This is a genomic window from Nonomuraea sp. KM90 (genome assembly GCF_052246675.1).
Lineage (GTDB): Bacteria > Actinomycetota > Actinomycetes > Streptosporangiales > Streptosporangiaceae > Nonomuraea.
In genome coordinates this window covers 21,789-37,454 of record NZ_JBQQCB010000108.1, presented here as the reverse complement: position 1 = coordinate 37,454, position 15,666 = coordinate 21,789, and the positions used below count along the sequence as shown (strand labels likewise).

Annotated in this window: 11 protein-coding genes; 6 read left to right on the top strand and 5 right to left on the bottom strand. The window is 68.6% G+C overall.

Annotated elements, in window-relative coordinates:
- On the top strand, positions 1-2,097 hold a 2,097-nt coding region (locus ACTWPW_RS50215; RefSeq protein ID WP_443173033.1), incomplete at its 5' end, for a glycosyl hydrolase family 95 catalytic domain-containing protein.
- Between the two features lie 102 nt (positions 2,098-2,199).
- Here ACTWPW_RS50215 and ACTWPW_RS50210 read toward each other — a convergent pair.
- Positions 2,200-3,483 (bottom strand): extracellular catalytic domain type 1 short-chain-length polyhydroxyalkanoate depolymerase, encoded by a 1,284-nt coding sequence (locus ACTWPW_RS50210; RefSeq protein WP_443173032.1) that lies wholly within the window; start codon positions 3,481-3,483, stop codon positions 2,200-2,202.
- Positions 3,484-3,721: 238 nt separating this feature from the next.
- Between ACTWPW_RS50210 and ACTWPW_RS50205 the strand changes: the two genes are divergently transcribed.
- On the top strand, positions 3,722-4,180 hold the full coding sequence (locus ACTWPW_RS50205; RefSeq protein WP_443173031.1) for a MarR family winged helix-turn-helix transcriptional regulator: 459 nt from the start codon (positions 3,722-3,724) through the stop codon (positions 4,178-4,180).
- 75 nt (positions 4,181-4,255) lie between these two features.
- Here ACTWPW_RS50205 and ACTWPW_RS50200 read toward each other — a convergent pair whose 3' ends face one another.
- The 4 genes from ACTWPW_RS50200 to ACTWPW_RS50185 all read right to left on the bottom strand — a co-directional run bounded on the left by ACTWPW_RS50200 (position 4,256) and on the right by ACTWPW_RS50185 (position 9,243).
- Positions 4,256-5,893, bottom strand: coding sequence for a GH39 family glycosyl hydrolase (locus tag ACTWPW_RS50200; protein ID WP_443173030.1), 1,638 nt, complete (start codon positions 5,891-5,893; stop codon positions 4,256-4,258).
- Between the two features lie 74 nt (positions 5,894-5,967).
- Positions 5,968-6,567 carry a carbohydrate ABC transporter permease gene (locus tag ACTWPW_RS50195; protein WP_443173029.1) on the bottom strand — a complete coding sequence of 200 codons (600 nt, stop codon included), beginning with the start codon at positions 6,565-6,567 and terminating at the stop codon, positions 5,968-5,970.
- 303 nt (positions 6,568-6,870) lie between these two features.
- Entirely contained in the window at positions 6,871-7,824 is a 954-nt protein-coding gene (locus ACTWPW_RS50190; protein WP_375118139.1) for a carbohydrate ABC transporter permease, read from the bottom strand.
- A 108-nt stretch (positions 7,825-7,932) separates the two neighbouring features.
- A complete protein-coding gene (locus ACTWPW_RS50185; protein WP_443173028.1) occupies positions 7,933-9,243 on the bottom strand; it encodes an ABC transporter substrate-binding protein in 1,311 nt (436 codons plus the stop codon).
- A 177-nt stretch (positions 9,244-9,420) separates the two neighbouring features.
- Here ACTWPW_RS50185 and ACTWPW_RS50180 point away from each other — a divergent pair, with 177 nt between their 5' ends.
- The 4 genes from ACTWPW_RS50180 (at position 9,421) to ACTWPW_RS50165 (ending at position 15,607) form a co-directional block, all read left to right on the top strand.
- Positions 9,421-10,464, top strand: a complete 1,044-nt coding sequence (locus tag ACTWPW_RS50180) for a LacI family DNA-binding transcriptional regulator (RefSeq protein WP_375118137.1) — start codon at positions 9,421-9,423, stop codon at positions 10,462-10,464.
- A gap of 228 nt (positions 10,465-10,692) precedes the next feature.
- Positions 10,693-11,706 carry a LacI family DNA-binding transcriptional regulator gene (locus ACTWPW_RS50175; protein WP_443173027.1) on the top strand — a complete coding sequence of 338 codons (1,014 nt, stop codon included), beginning with the start codon at positions 10,693-10,695 and terminating at the stop codon, positions 11,704-11,706.
- A gap of 185 nt (positions 11,707-11,891) precedes the next feature.
- On the top strand, positions 11,892-14,060 hold the full coding sequence (locus ACTWPW_RS50170; protein WP_443173026.1) for an alpha/beta hydrolase: 2,169 nt from the start codon (positions 11,892-11,894) through the stop codon (positions 14,058-14,060).
- 176 nt (positions 14,061-14,236) lie between these two features.
- On the top strand, positions 14,237-15,607 hold the full coding sequence (locus ACTWPW_RS50165) for an ABC transporter substrate-binding protein (protein WP_443173025.1): 1,371 nt from the start codon (positions 14,237-14,239) through the stop codon (positions 15,605-15,607).
- Positions 15,608-15,666: the final 59 nt, after the last annotated feature.

Genomic DNA, 15,666 nt, shown 5'->3' with positions numbered 1-15,666 from the left:
CGGTTCCTGGCGCTGGCCCGGGCCGTCGCCGACGGCGGCAGCGTCACCAGCTCCGGCGGCACCCTCCAGGTCAGGGCCGCGAACAGCGTGACGCTGCTGGTCTCCATCGGCTCCAGCTACGTGAACTACCAGGACGTCGGCGGCGACTACCAGGGCATCGCGCGGAAGCACCTCGACGCCGCACTCGAGCGGCCCTACGACAAGCTGCGCGACCGGCACGTGGCCGACTACCAGCGGCTGTTCGGCCGCACGACGCTCGACCTCGGCCGTACCGCGGCGGCCGACCAGCCGACCGACGTCCGCATCGCCCAGCACGCGAACACCGACGACCCGCAGTTCGCCGCGCTGCTGTTCCAGTTCGGCCGATACCTGCTGATCTCCTCCTCACGGCCCGGCACCCAGCCGGCCAACCTGCAGGGCATCTGGAACGACCAGATGCGCCCGCCGTGGGACTCGAAGTACACCATCAACGCCAACCTGCCGATGAACTACTGGCCCGCCGACACGACGAACCTGTCCGAGTGTTACGCGCCGGTGTTCGACATGATCAAGGACCTCACCGTGACCGGCGCCCGCACCGCCGAGGCGCAGTACGGGGCGGGCGGCTGGGTCACCCACCACAACACGGACGCGTGGCGGGCCACCTCTGTCGTCGACGGCGCGTTCTGGGGCATGTGGCAGACCGGCGGCGCCTGGCTGGCCGGCTTGATCTGGGACCACTACCTGTTCACCGGCGACGCCGCTTTCCTGCGCGCGAACTACCCGGCCATGAAGGGCGCCGCCCAGTTCTTCCTCGACACCCTGGTGCCGGAGCCGGAACTCGGCTGGCTGGTCACGAACCCGTCCAACTCGCCCGAGCTCAGCCACCACCCGGATGCCAGCGTGGCCGCCGGCCCCACCATGGACATGCAGATCCTGCGCGACCTGTTCGACGGCTGCGCCGGGGCGAGCAAGGTGCTCGGCGTGGACGCGGACTTCCGGGCCGAGGTCGAGGCCGCCCGCGCGCGGCTGGCGCCGATGAAGATCGGCTCTCGCGGCAACATCCAGGAATGGCTCCACGACTGGGTGGAGACCGAGCGCACCCACCGGCACGTCTCACACCTGTACGGCCTGCATCCCAGCAACCAGATCACCAGGCGCGACACCCCCGAGCTGTTCGAGGCCGCGCGCCGGACGCTGGAGTTGCGCGGCGACGACGGGACGGGCTGGTCGCTGGCCTGGAAGATCAACTACTGGGCCAGGCTGGAGGAGGGTACGCGGGCGCACGACCTGGTCCGCGCCCTCGTCTCACCGGCCCGGCTCGCGCCGAACATGTTCGATCTGCACCCTCCGTTCCAGATCGACGGCAACTTCGGCGCCACGTCCGGCATCGCGGAGATGCTGCTGCACAGCCACAACAGCGAGCTGCACCTGCTGCCGGCCCTGCCGGCGGCCTGGCCGAAGGGACGGGTGAAGGGCCTTCGGGGCCGTGGCGGTCACACCGTCGGCGCGGCGTGGAGCGAGGGGCAGGCCGACGAGTTCCTGATCACGCCCGATCGCGACGGCACCGTGAGGGTCCGCGCCGAGATGTTCACCGGGCGCTACAAGGTGGTCGACGCCACGCGCGGCGGCCGGGCCCGCACCAGGAAGGTCGGCCCCGACCTGATCGAGCTCACCGGGAAGGCCGGCCACACCTACCGCGCGTACAGCTTGCAGAAGGTCCGGCTCGGCGCACCGGCCGAACTGATTCCGGGTCAGGAGGCCCAGGTCACCGTCACCGTCCGGGCGATCGACATGCCGCTGGCCCCATCGGCCACGGTGTCCGTCGAGGCTCCGGAGGGATGGAGCGTCACGCCCGCCCAGGTCGTGCTGGGGCCCCTGAGGCCCGGCTCGGAACGCACCGCCGAGTTCAAGGTCACCCCTGGCGCGGACGAGCCCCTGGGCACCGCGGTCCTGACCGGCAAGGCGGCCGGCCGTGACTGGACCACGTCGGTGAAGGAAACGGTCCGGACCTCCGCCGGGAACCTGGACGGTGCCGGCACCCCCACCCAGGCGCCGGCCGATTCCGGGGTGACCCCTGGCCTGGCCGTCAGCCCGGGCGGGGGGGACCTCACGTAGCCCGAGCTCGAACCGGAGCAGGTCCGCCGGGCCCGTTCCCTGCGCTGGAGCCGATCTCCACCGCAGGGAACGGGCCCGGACGCGAAGGGCCGGCATGTGTCGCTAGGCAGCGGGGGAGCAGGCCGTGCCGTTGAGGGCGAACTGCGCGGGTGCCGTGTTCGTCCCGCTGTAGGTGGCCTGGAAGCCGAAGGTGACGGCGGCTCCGGCGGCGACGGTGGCGTTGTAGGGGGCGTTGCGCGCGGTCACCTGGGCGCCTTGCTGGGTGGCGGTGGCGTTCCAGGCGTTGGTGATCCGCTGGTTGCCCGGCCAGGCCCAGGTCAGCGTCCAGCCGTTGACGTCGGCCGGGCCGGTGTTGGCGATGGTGACGGCGGCGGTGAACCCGTTGTTCCAGGTGCTGGGTGTGTAGGTGACCCGGCAGGCGCCGGTCGGGGGAGTGGGGGTGCTGGTGGGGCCGCTGTCGGTGAGGCCGAAGAACTGGATGGCGGCCGCGGCCATGCCGCTCGACGGGAGGCTGTGCCCGGCACCCTGGATGCCGTACGCCTCGACCTTCACCGTCCCGGTGGAGTCGGCGTAGCGGCGGCGGTTCCAGTTGGCCTGCGGTGTGTCGGTGCTGGTGGGCGTCTGGCTGAGGCCGAAGACGTTGGTCCACTGGTCGATCTGCTGCTGCAGCGTGGCGTAGTAGACGAGGGTGTCGTTCGTGCCGTGCCAGAGCTGCACGCGCGGCCGCGCGCCGGTGTACCCCGGATAGGCGGCGCGCACCAGGTCCCCCCACTGCTGCGGCGTCCTGCTGACGCGTCCGGAGGCGCAGTCGCTGGCGCCCGGTGAGGGGATGTAGTCGGCCTCGTTCGCGAAGCAACTGTGCGGCACGCCCATGAACACGGCGCCGGCCTTGAAGACGTCCGGGTAGTTGCCGAGCATGATGTTGGTCTCCATGCCGCCGGCCGAAGTGCCGGTGACGAACACGCGGCCGGCGTCGCCGCCGAAGCGCTCCAGCGTGTACGTGATCATGGACATGAGCGAGACCGGGTCGCTGCCGCCGCCGCGCACGTGCGACTCGGCCGACCAGGAGTCGAAGCAGTTGCCCTTCTTGGAGGCCGACGGGTAGACGACGACGAAGCCGTACCGGTCGGCGAGGGAGGCGAACTCCGAGCCGGAGTAGAGTCCGGGTCCGGAACCGCCGCAACCGTGCATGGCCAGCACGATCGCGGGTCGTGCGGGGCGGTTGTCCGGCGCGTACACGTGCATGCGGAGATTGCCCGGGTTGGCGCCGAACCCGGTCACCTCGGTCAAGGTGGCCGCGGCGGCCTGGTGGGGGAGTGCCGCGGTCAAGGCGGCGCACAACACCGCGGTGCAGACACCGGCCACCCACGCGGTCAGTCGTTTCATTCGCCCTCCTCTGCTCGGTGCCTGAGGTGCGGCGGCGTCGGCACGCGGCCGCATCGACGTTGGTTGCTGGACCATAGGAGCGCCCCGATCGGCCGTCAACGTCCGGCCTTCGCGGGGTCACGGCGAGAAGATCGCGCGAAAGCGCATTTCCGCTGCGTATCAAGCAACTTGTTATCAAGTAGCTTGATACAGGCGGCGGGAAACTTTCATCGCTGCGGGCGAGCGATATCGTCTCCCCGTGACCGACCGCGAGATCTCCCCGGCCGCCTCGCCCGACTCCCCGGCGCCGCGGGTGAGCTATCTGGTGTTCCGGCTGGAGCGCTACATCCGAGGCCGCCTGGACGAGGCCCTCGCCCGGCACGGCGTCACGACCACCGAGTACATGGCGCTGAGCGAGCTGCGACTGCGCGACGGGCCGTCCTCGGCGGATCTGGCCCGCATCGCCTTCGTCACGCCGCAGGCGATGAGCCTTGTCATCCGCGACCTCGAACGACGCGGTCTGATCCGGCGAGACCCGCAGCCCGGCGCCGGCCGCGTGCTGCGTGCCCGCCTCACCCGTGAGGGCCTGTCCACCTTGCGGCGCTGCGACCGCTCCGTCGACGAGATCGAGGCGCTCATGTTCGCCGAGGTCGACGACACCGCGCGCAAGACGCTGGCGGAGAGCCTTTCGGCGTGCGCGCGCGGCCTGCACCCCTGATCCGCCGGGGAGCGGCGCTGGTCGTCGTACCTCGCGCACGACTTCGGTGCCAGGACCCGCGATGCCGTGGCGCGGTCATGCCGACTGGCGCAACGACATCACCGCCCAGGGTGCCAGCTCGACATCGAGGTCCAGCACGCCGTCGTCGGGCACGGTCAGCGTGAACCTGAGGAGAGAGTCGGCGACCTCGCTCAGGTGCGCGCTCTCGGCCCGGGACGGGTTGAGCGGCGACCCGAGCCGGTACCAGGCCTCGGCGACGTTCCCGTGCTCCCAGTCCAGGACCTCGACCAGGAACGTGGTGCCGGGCTCCAGGCCGCCGATCGAGTGGTGGATCCTCCGGCTCGGCCCCACCTCCGCCAGCGCGCGTGTCGCCGGGTACGCGTTCTCCGAGGCGAGACCCCTCATGGCCATGCCGTCGGGGTAGTTGAAGAACACCGCGGACACGGCCGACGTCCGGCTGTCACGGGTCACCACCCCGTCGGACGTCGCGAGGAGCAGCCGGTCGCCGAGCCGCTCCAGCATCGTGAACGCGTGGAACGTGGGCTTGTGGATGCCCGCCTCGTTCACCAGCCCGAACCCGCCGTGGAACGGTCCGATGCCGGCGCCGCCCTCCTCGAACACGTCGGTGAAGGTCCAGTAGGCGATCGAGTCGGCGAGGGTGGCGCACTTGAGGTACGACCGTGTGATGTACGTCGCCGCGAACAGCGTGTCGTGGATGAAGTCGCGGGCCGACGGCGACGTCGACCACTCGGTGATGTGGATCTCCGCATCGGGATACGCGCTGTTCCGCACGAGCTTGCGAAGGAGGGTCAGGTCGTCGAACGTCGCGTCGGCGTACCGGGTGATCTGCACCGCCTCGCCGTCGGCGCCGAACGCGAAGTCGGTGGGGTACAGGTGGGTCGAGATGAAGTCGATCGGGAGCCCGCGCTCCGCGCACCAGGTGAGGAACTCCTCGATCCACACCGGGCGCCAGTCGAGCGCGTCCACGTCGGCCGCGGCGGCCGTCTCGCGCATCGCGGAGCGGTCCTCGACCTCGCCCTTGTAGCGGTCGTCGGGCACGAAGACGCTCGTCGCGGGCCCGCCCACCTTCAACGCGGGATCGATCTCCTTGATCGCTCGCACGGTCTGCTCGTAGAGCTCGAAGTACTCGGTTCTCGTGCCGGTCCAGAAGTGGGGGACCAGGTTCGGCTCGTTCCACACCTCGAAGCGCCACTCCCGCACCTCGGCGAGGCCGTACCGGTCGATCCAGTGCTCGACCGACCTCGTGACCAGCTCGACCCAGCGCGCCATGTCCTTGGGCGGGCTGCAGTGAGCGCCCCACCAGAACACCGTCTCGGTCTCCGTCGCCAGCTCGCGCGGCATGAAGCCCAGCTCGACGAAGGGACGGACACCGCTGTCCACAAGGAAGTCGAACACCTTGTCCACATAGCTGAAGGTGTACACGGGCGCGGCAAGGGGCGCGTTCGGCCCGAAACCGCCGCCGTAACTCTCCCTGTACACGAACATGTCGTCATGAAAGACGCCGTGAAAGCGGATGTACTGGATTCCCGATGCGGCGACGACCTCGGCGAACTGCTGCCGCCAGTCCGCGCGCAGCGCCTCGTTCGCCCGTCCGGCGCCGACGCACCTGCTCCAGACATGCGGGAGCGCACTCTCGTCGCACCGCTTGCCGTCGATCCGGAACCGGGCTCCGGGCACACTGTCGCTCGTCATGCTCTCACTTCTCCGCACAGAATCGTTGACGGGTGGGGAATGGCCGGCGGCAGTCGCGCGCCGGCATGTCGCCGCTAGCCCTTGACGGCGCCCAGCGACAAGCCTGACTGCCAGTAGCGCTGCAGGCTGAGGAACGCGATGATCAACGGGACGATCGTCAGCAGCGCGGACGTGATCACGAGATTCTGGATGAGGGCGCCGTTCCCGGCCGTCGAGCCCAGCTTGTTCCACTGGTTGATGCCGATGGTCAGCGGATACCAGTCGGGGTCCTTGAGCATGATCAACGGCAGGAAATAGTTGTTCCAGATCGATACGAACGAGAAGAGCAGGACCGTCACGCTTGCCGGCGTGAGCAGCGGGAGCGCGATCTGGAGAAACGTCCTGAACTCCCCGGCGCCGTCGATCTTGGCGGCCTCGAGCAGGCCGGTCGGCACGGCTTCGGCCGTGAACACCCACATCAGGTACAGCCCGAAGGGGTTGATGAAGGACGGGATGAGGATCGCCCAGGGGGTGTCGGTCATGCCGAGCTGCGCGAACAGCAGGAACTGCGGGATCGCCAGGGCGATGCCGGGGACCGAGATCGACCCCAGGACGACGAGGAGGAACACCCGCTTGCCGGTGAAGTCGAGTTTCGCCAGGGCGTACCCGCCGAGAGCGGCCAGGAAGGTCGACACGTCGCGCCCACGACCACGTAGAGAACGGTGTTGAGCAGCCACCGGGAGAAGATCCCGTCCTGATAGCTGAACACCTGCACGATGTTGTCCCACAGGGCGAACTCGCGACCGGGTGCGAGCCCGAACGACGACACGAAATCGGCCTGCGACTTGGTCGCGTTGATGACCAGCCATACGAGCGGCAGCAGGCAGTACAGGGTGAACAGGCCCGTCATCACGGTGAGAGTGGTGCTCTTCCTGGGATTGGCCACCGTGTGGAGCCGGCCCCCGCGGCCGGAGGACTTCCCGGCCTCGGCCGGCCGGCTAGTGGTCCGACGCATTGCGCAACCCCCTGATCTGAACGGCGTAGGCGACGGCGATCGTGATCGCTGCCATGACGAGTGCGAGTGCTGCCGCGTAGCCCTGCTGGGACCCGGTGAACGCCAGGTTGTAGGCGTACAGGTTGGGCGTGTAGAAGGTGGTGACGCCGCTGTTGGCCACCATCGAGGGCAGGATCTGCGGCTCGTTGAACATCTGGAACGTGCCGATGATCGAGAAGATGACCGTGACGACCAGCGATCCGCGCAGGGCCGGCAGCTTGATCGCGCGGACGACCTGGAACTCGTTCGCGCCGTCGATCGCGGCCGCCTCGTACAGCTCGCGCGGGACGGCCTTGAGCGAGGCGTAGAAGATGAGCATGTTGAAGCCGGTGAACGCCCACGTCACCATCACCCCGATGGAGATGAGCGTAGTGCCGGGGGAGAAGGGGTCGAAGTCCGTGCCCAGGGCCTCGTTGAGGCTGCCGAACAGGCCGTACTTGATGCCCAGCAAGAATCCCCACATGAGCGTCGACACGATCGCCGGCACCGCGTAGGGCAGGAAGATCGTCACCCGCAGGAACTTGGTGCCGTGCAGGCGCATGGAGTCCAGCGCGAGCGCCAGCGCCATGGCGAGGATCAGCATGATCGGCACCTGGACGAGCGTGAACCAGAAGACTCGTCCCACCCCGTCCCAGAACTGCGGGTCCCGGAACAGCTTGCCGTAGTTGGCGAATCCGACGAACGTGTTGCCCCCGACCAGCTTGTCCTGGAAGAAGCTGAGGTAGGCGGCGTACCCGATGGGCACGATGAACACGAGCGCGAACAGCGCCGCGAACGGCGCGATGAACGCCAGTCCGATCTGTGGCCTGCGCCGCTTGCGCGTCGGCGCCGGATGCCCTGCCGCCTGCGGCGGTGCCATGGCCGAAGCGGTGACGTCGAGGTGACGTGCCTGGTCCATGTCTGTTCCTTCCGATCCATTGCGTTGCCCGGCTCGCTTCCGCACCGGTGGTGATGCGGCGGGGGCCGTCGCCGCAGGAGGAACGGCCCCCGCCCGGATGAGGAGCCGCTAGCTCACCTCGAAGCCCTGCTCGTTGCCGTACTGGATGCAGCGCTGCCGCCACTGTTCGAGGATCTCGGCGAGCGAGCCCTTGCCCGTGGTGTAGAACGGCGAGGCGAGGTCGCCGTAGATCGAGCGCGCCCATTCGAAGAACGGCGGGTACTGCCAGCCGCTGCCGACGATCTCCGAGGCCTCGGCCAGCACGGCGCCGACCTTCTGGTCGCCGAAGTACTTGTTGGCCTTGCTCTGGAACGCCTCGTTCTCCAGCACCGACATGTTCGGCACGAAGGCGCCCGCCTCGACGCGGGACGAGAGACCGCCGCCGTGCGTGAAGTACTCGAGGAACTTGAAAGCCGCTTCCTTGTGCTCGGCCGCGGCCGGGATGCCGAAGGAGCTTCCGCCGTTGGCCGCCCCGACCTTGGCTCCCTGCTGCCACTGCGGCATCAGGGCCACCCTGAAGTCACCGCCGGCCTGCGGCGCGCGCTCGGGCAGCGTCGAGGTCAGCCAGCCTCCCATGGTCTGGGTGGCGAGGGTCCCGTCGTTGAGGGCGCGGTTCCAGTCGTCGGACCACCCCGTGATCTTGGTGTTGATCAGGCCCTCGTCGAGCATCTTCTGCCAGAAGGCCACGGCCTTGGTCGTGCCCGCGTCGGTGAAGTCGATGTGCACCTTGTTGCCGTCCACCTTGAACGGGCGACCGCCGGCCTGCCAGATGAGCGAGAGCAGGAAGAAGATGTCTCCCGTGTCCTGGGCGATGTAGTAGTCGTCGCCGAGCGCGCGGACCTTTCTGGCGGCCTCGTAGTACTCGTCCCACGTGGCCGGGGGCTCGTCGATGCCGGCCTTCTTGAGCGTGGCGTCGTTGTAGAACATCGCGGACGGCCCGTAGTCGGACGGCAGGGCGTAGACCTTGCCGTTGACCGTCACATCGCTCCACGCGGCCGGGACGTAGTCCTGCCTGAGCTTCTCGGCGCTGAGCTCCCCGAGATCGGCGAGCTTGCCAGGAACGGCGAAGTAGGGCACGGCGAAGTACTCGAACATCACGAGGTCAGGGACGCCGGAACCGGCCTGGATGGCGTTGTCGAGCGCCTTGTACTCGTCCTGGGACGAGCCCGCGTTGACCACCTCGACCTTGATGTTCGGGTTCGCGGCCTGGAATCCGGGGACGGCCCGCTCGACGGTGCCGTCCCAGCTCCAGACCGTGAGCTTCACCTGTCCGGTACCGCCGCCGGTGCCGGATGCACTGCCGCCGCCCGAGCATGCGGTCAGCGCGAGCATCGGCACGAGCACCGCGGAAAGGAGCCTGACCTTCTGGGAGAGCCGCATGGGCCTCTCCTCTCGTCCTGAGCTGGTTACGAAAATATTTCGCAACTTGTTCGTTGTTGCGAGGACATTAGGTGCCGCGTTCGTTCCGTGTCAACGGGTGAACACCTGGCGGCAACCCGGGGAACAGGGTTCGTGGTAGGTTCGAAACAATTTCGTAGCGCCTGGAGAGGAGCCCTGATGCGACGGCAAGGTCGTTCCGAGCGAGCCACCTTGGCGGATGTCGCCCGGCTGGCCGGTGTCTCGCCGACGACCGCATCGAAGGTCCTCAACGGGCGCAGCGATGTGGGGGCGAAGACGCGCGAGCTGGTCCTCGGAGTCATGGCCGAGATCGGCTACAAGCCGACGGCGGCGCGATACGAGCAGACACGGGATCGCACCCTGGTCACCGTGCTCGACATCGTCGAGTCCCGCTATGCCGGGACGGTGCTGCAGGGGATCCTCGTGGCCGCGACCTCGGCGCAGGCCGAGCTCCTCCTTCGCCTGCCGCCCGACGAACCGGTCAGCACGAGCCGCACGGCGGCCCGTGCCTGGCTGGAGGAGGAGAAGGCGTCCGGCGTGGTCGGCATCATCGCGCTCGCCGTCGCCGTGCCCGACCCGCTGCTCCTCGCCGCGGAGGACGTCGAGATGCCCGTCGTGACCATCGACCCGATCGACACGACCGAGTCACGCCTCGTCAGCATCGGCTCCACCAACTGGGCGGGCGGCCGCTCGGCGACCGAGCACGTCATCAGGTTCGGCCACCGCCGGATCGCCTGGATCGGCGGGCCGCTGGGCTCCGCCCCCTCGCTGGAACGCTTCCACGGCTACCAGGCCGCGCTCGACTCGGCCGGCATCGCGCCGGACCGCGCGCTGGTCCGCCACGAGGCGTTCTCCGTCGAGGCGGGGCAGCGCCACGGCCATGACCTCCTCTCGCTCGGCGAGCGGCCGACCGCGATCGTCGCGGGCAACGACGAGATCGCCGTCGGGGTCCTCGCGGCGGCCAAGGAGCTGGGCATCTCCGTCCCCGGCGAGCTGTCGGTCACCGGGTTCGACGACACGCCGCAGACCCAGTGGACGACGCCCCGGCTCACGTCCGTCCGGCAGCCTCTCGTCGGCATGGGCAGGATGGCCGTCGAGACCGTCCTCGGCATGGCGGACGGCGTGCAGCCCGCCTCCCGGCACCTCCAGCTCGCGACGACCCTGAGCGTCCGCGACTCGACGGGTCCCGCGCCGTCGTCCTGAGCACCCAGCAGCTCGATCGCCCTGCGAACCCGCAGCCCAGCAGTGGTGCACGCCGTTCCGGCGCCGCACGGGCACCGCACCGCCGGCGGCCCGACCCCGGTTCGCGCAATCCGGTCACTGTTCTACCGGATGTACGGGCCGACCGAAAAGGTCTTGTTTCTGCATTCGTGATCGCTTACCTTTGCGCTGCAAACGTAACCGATAACGATTGCAACGTGTGAGGACGGCATGGCCAATGGCGGCGCGCCGGTGACGATGAGTGATGTCGCGCGATTAGCGGGTGTCTCGACCGCGACCGTGTCGCGGGTGGTCAACGGGCGTTACGGCGTCAGTGCGAGCACCATCGAGCAGGTCCGTTCGGCCATCGAGCAGCTCGGTTACGAGTCGAGTCTGGTGGCGACCAGCCTGCGGCGCAGCCGCACCGACGTTCTGGGCCTGGTCACCCACAGTTTCCAGTCCTATACGGCTGAGGTGCTCAAGGGGGTGATGGACGCGCTGAGCCAGTCGGGCTTCGACCTGATCATCTACGCCAACAGCGATCTCTACGGGACCTATTCCGAGGGCTGGGAGCAGCGGCATCTGGCCCGCCTGGCGGGCACGCTCACGGACGGGTGCATCGTGGTCACCCCCTCGGGCGAGGTGCGGAGCGGCACGCCGGTCGTGGTCATCGATCCGGCGAGGGGCTCGACGGTGCCGTCGGTGACGGCGGACAACCTCACGGGTGCCACCACAGTGGTCGAGCACCTGCTCGGCCTGGGACATCGGCGCATCGGATTCATCGCGGGCCGGTCCAGCCTGGCGGCCGCATGGTCGCGCGAGGAGGGTTACTGGAAGGCGCTGGCCGAAGCCGGTGTTCCCGCCGATCCGGAGTTGATCGCACGAGGGGACTTCAATCCCGAGTCCGCGGCACCGCTCGCGCGTGCGCTGCTGGACAGGGCGGACCGACCGACGGCGATCTTCGCGGCGAGCGACGGAATGGCCCTGAAGACGCTGGAGGTCGCGAAGGACCTGGGGCTCGACGTCCCCGGCGACCTGTCGGTGGTCGGCTTCGACAACATTCCGGAGTCAGCGCTGGCCGAGCCGGGGCTGACCACGGTGGACCAGTCGATGTACTGGCTCGGATACGAGGCCGCGCGCATGCTGAAGTCGCTGGTGCGCGGCAATTGGGAGGGCCCGAGCCAGATCGTGCTCCCGACCCGCTTGGTGGTGCGCGGCTCCACCGCGGCACCGAGAACTCCCTGAGACCAGGACGCCACCCACGGGTACGGCGTCTCGACGCACCTGACGTTCGCGGCAACGAACATCAGGTGGGCACGCGAACCCATGACGGAAGGAGGTGCGGATACCAAACCCACAACAGATCCACCGCTGAATCAGGCCTGCCACTCGGGCATCAAACCGTGGTCAGGCCATTAAGGGAGTTTTGCATGCCTTCATTACTTTATCATGGCAGCTCACGCCCCCAGGGCGTGTGGCGACTCTCGGCGGCGATCGCCGCCGGAGTCATGCTGATCGCGGCAATGTTGGTCGCGCCGCGGCCGGCGGCGGCGGACACGCCGTGGCTGACCGTCTCCGAGGACGGCTACGCGTCGTTCAGCGTCCCGGTGAGCTACATCGAGGCCAATGCGGGCCAGGTGTCGCAGGTCGTCATCGAGGGGAACTTCGGCCCTTCTTCCACCTGGGCGGAGTTCGGGCTGACCCGCCGGGGCGACGTCTACTCGGGCGTCCTCGGCCCGCTCAAGGCGGGGCTGTACTACTACCAGGTCACGGGCGATGAGACCAAGGGTCTCAAGGACCCGACGAACGGCACCGGCGCGGCGTCCAAGCCTCTCTGGAGCACCTTCTTCGTGCCGGGCGAGCCGGCGCGCCTGCTGGCGGACGCGCCTCAGGGGCAGGGCGGCAAGGTCGAGACCCTGACCTACCCGACCAGGAACGAGGAGCGGTCGGCTCAGGTCTGGACGCCACCCGGCTACCCGGCCAAGGGCCCCAAGGCATACCCGGTGCTGTTCCTGCAGCCCGGCGACGGCGGGAGTGCCACCGACTGGCTCGACCTCGGCCGGGCCAAGCAGATCCTCGACAATCTGTCGCTCCGGAAGGCCATGGAGCCGATGGTGGTCGTGATCAGCGACGGTGACGGGACGAACGACGATCTTCGGAAGGCGGTCGCGGGCCGCTACCGCGTCCATCACGACCCGGCGTACCAGGCCATCGCCGGTGTGGCCGAGGGTGGGACGCGGGCGGTGCGGGCCGCTTTGACCCGGCCGGGTCAGTTCGCCTACGCCGGCTCGTTCTCGGGTCTCCAGGCGGACGGCGTCGGCCGGGCGGCCGCGAACGCGATCAACCGCCAGGTCAAGCTGCTGCGTCTGTACACGGGGAACGTGACGGATCCCGCCTACAACGCGACCTACCGCCTGACGAAGGCGCTGGACCGCGCCCGGATCGCGTACGAGTTCGACGGCGTCAACCCCGACGCGGGGGCGAACTGGAACGCCTGGCAGGAGAACCTGATCGATTTCGTGCCGAGGCTGTTCCGCAGGGTGTCGGATCACGGTCCGAGCGCCGGTCACGGGCGGTTGAAGGGCGAGTTCACCCCGCCGGCGCCCGGCACCACCCCGACGCCGTTCGTGACCGAGGACGGCTTCGTCACCTTCGAGACCACGACGGACTTCCAGAACGCTCAGCACGTCAAGGTGTGGGCGAACTGGGCCCCCAACGGGAGTTGGCTGCGCATCCCGCTGACTCGTGCGGGCGACCGGTGGCGGGCGACCGTGGGGCCGCTCGACCCGTGGTTCTACTACTACCGGGTGATGGTGGACCGGGTCGCGGTCAAGGACGCGTCGAACCCGACGAAGGTGACCACCGAGCCGACCTGGAGCACCTTCCTCATCCGTGGCGAGAAGGCGCGCCTGCTCACGGACGTTCCCGCCGGCCATGGCGGAAAGGTCGAGAGCATGACGTACCGGAGCGCCGTCGCGAACCAGGACCGGACCGCGCTGGTCTGGACCCCGCCCGGATACGACCCGGACCGCGCGCAGCCGTATCCCGTCTTCTACCTCCAGCACGGTGGCGGCCAGAGCTACACGGACTGGGTCGAGATGGGACGCGCCAAACAGATCCTCGACCACCAGTTCCTCGACGGGGACCTGGTGCCGATGGTGGTCGTGATGGGCAACGGCAACGTGCCCGACTTCAACAAGGAACTGCTGGAGAACCTCGCACCGGCGGCCCGGACCCGCTACAACATCTCCAGCGACCCGTCGCAGCAGGCCCTCGCCGGCCTGTCGATGGGAGGCGGGCAGACGTTCGGCGTGCTCAAGGCCTTCCCGGGGCAGTTCGCCTACGTCGGGGCGTTCTCCGCCGGGTTCGGCAGCCCCGCCGGCGTCGACGCGGGGGCGATCAACAGCGGCACGAAGCTGTTGCGCCTGTACGTCGGCGACCAGACGGACTTCGTCTACCCGTCCTTCATGACGTCCCTGACCACCTTGACCAACCTCGGTATCCGCTACGAGTTCGACGGGGTCACCCCCGGGCCGCACGGGTGGGACGTGTGGCAGAAGAACCTCATCGACCTGGCACCACGCCTGTTCAAGCGCTAGGCAGGCCCGTCCGCCCGGCCTTCGCCGCTGGACGCGGGGTTTGTTAGCGCTCACATGAGGATCGGCGCCAAGGACGGAGCGCGGGTCGCGTCACCCGTGCTCCGTCCCGGCCGATCACTCGTTTCGACGGCGACGCATGAACCCTCGTGCGCCGCGATCCCCAAGGGAAAATGCCAATGAACAAGAAATGGCTCTCCGCGGCGGCCAAGCTCGCCGCCGCGACCGTGCTCGCCGGCGTGCTCGCGGCCTGCTCCTCCGGCGGGGGAGGGGGCTCGAACACCGCGAGCGGCAGCGGCGCGAGCAACTGCACGAACACCATCCCCAAGAAGAACCTGCCGGTCGTGACGATGTGGGGCTGGTACCCCAACATGCAGTTCGTCGTCGACAACTTCAACAAGCAGAACGGCGAGGTGCAGGTCTGCTGGACCAACGTCGGCCAGGGCAGCGACGAGTACGACAAGTTCCAGACGGCCATCTCGGCGGGCACCGGCGCACCCGACGTGATCATGATCGAGATGGACCGGATCCCGACCTTCCAGATCCAGAAAGCGCTCGTCGACATCAAGAAGTACGGCTTCGACGCGGTCAAGGCCGACTACAGCGAGGGCGCGTGGAAGGACGTCTCGGTCGGTGACGCGGTCTACGGCGTGCCGGTCGACGGCGGTCCGATGGCGATGATCTACCGGAAGGACATCTTCAAGAAGTACGACATCACGCCGCCGAAGACGTGGGCCGAGTACGAGCAGGCGGCCCAGAAGATGAAGGACGCGGGCGGCCCGGTGTTCGGCGACTTCGCCGCGAACGTGTCGGCCCTCACCATGGCACTGCAGATCCAGAAGGGCGCGGCCCCGTTCACCTACGACCCGGCGCAGCAGAGCTCGATCGGCGTCAAGCTGAACGACCAGGCCTCCAAGGACGTGCTCGACTACTGGGGGCGCCTCGCGCAGAAGGGGCTGGTCGGGACGCAGGACCAGTTCACCCCGGAGTACATCTCCGGTGTGATCAACGGTAAGTACGCGACGTACATCTCGGCGGCCTGGGCGCCCGGCTACCTCACCGGCGCCGGCGTCGGCAAGGGCGAGGACACCGGCAAGTTCGCGGTGGCGCCGCTGCCGCAGTGGGATGCCGACAACCCGGTGCAGGTCAACTGGGGCGGGTCAGCCTTCTCCGTGACGAGCCAGGCGAAGAACCCCGAACTCGCGGCGAAGGTGGCGTACGGCCTCTACGCCGACAAGGAGTCGCTCACCCAAGGCTGGACCGACCAGATCATCTTCCCGCTGAACCTCAAGGCGCTCAACGACCCCGCATTCGTGGACCTGAAGGTCGCGTTCTTCGACGGCCAGCAGGCGAACAAGGAGGTCTACGTCCCCGCGGCGAACGCCTACAAGGGCGTCACCTACAGCCCGTTCGGCCAGTACTACTTCGACGCCATGACGAAGCAGGTCAGCGCGCTCATCGATGGCTCCGTCACCGGAGCGCAGGCCGCCGACCGGCTCCAGGAGGACGTGGCGAAGTACGCCAAAGAGCAAGGCTTCACCGTTCAGTGACGTCAAGGGTGGGCCGTCCTCGACCAGGGCGGCCCGCCTGCAATCCCCGGCATAGAGAG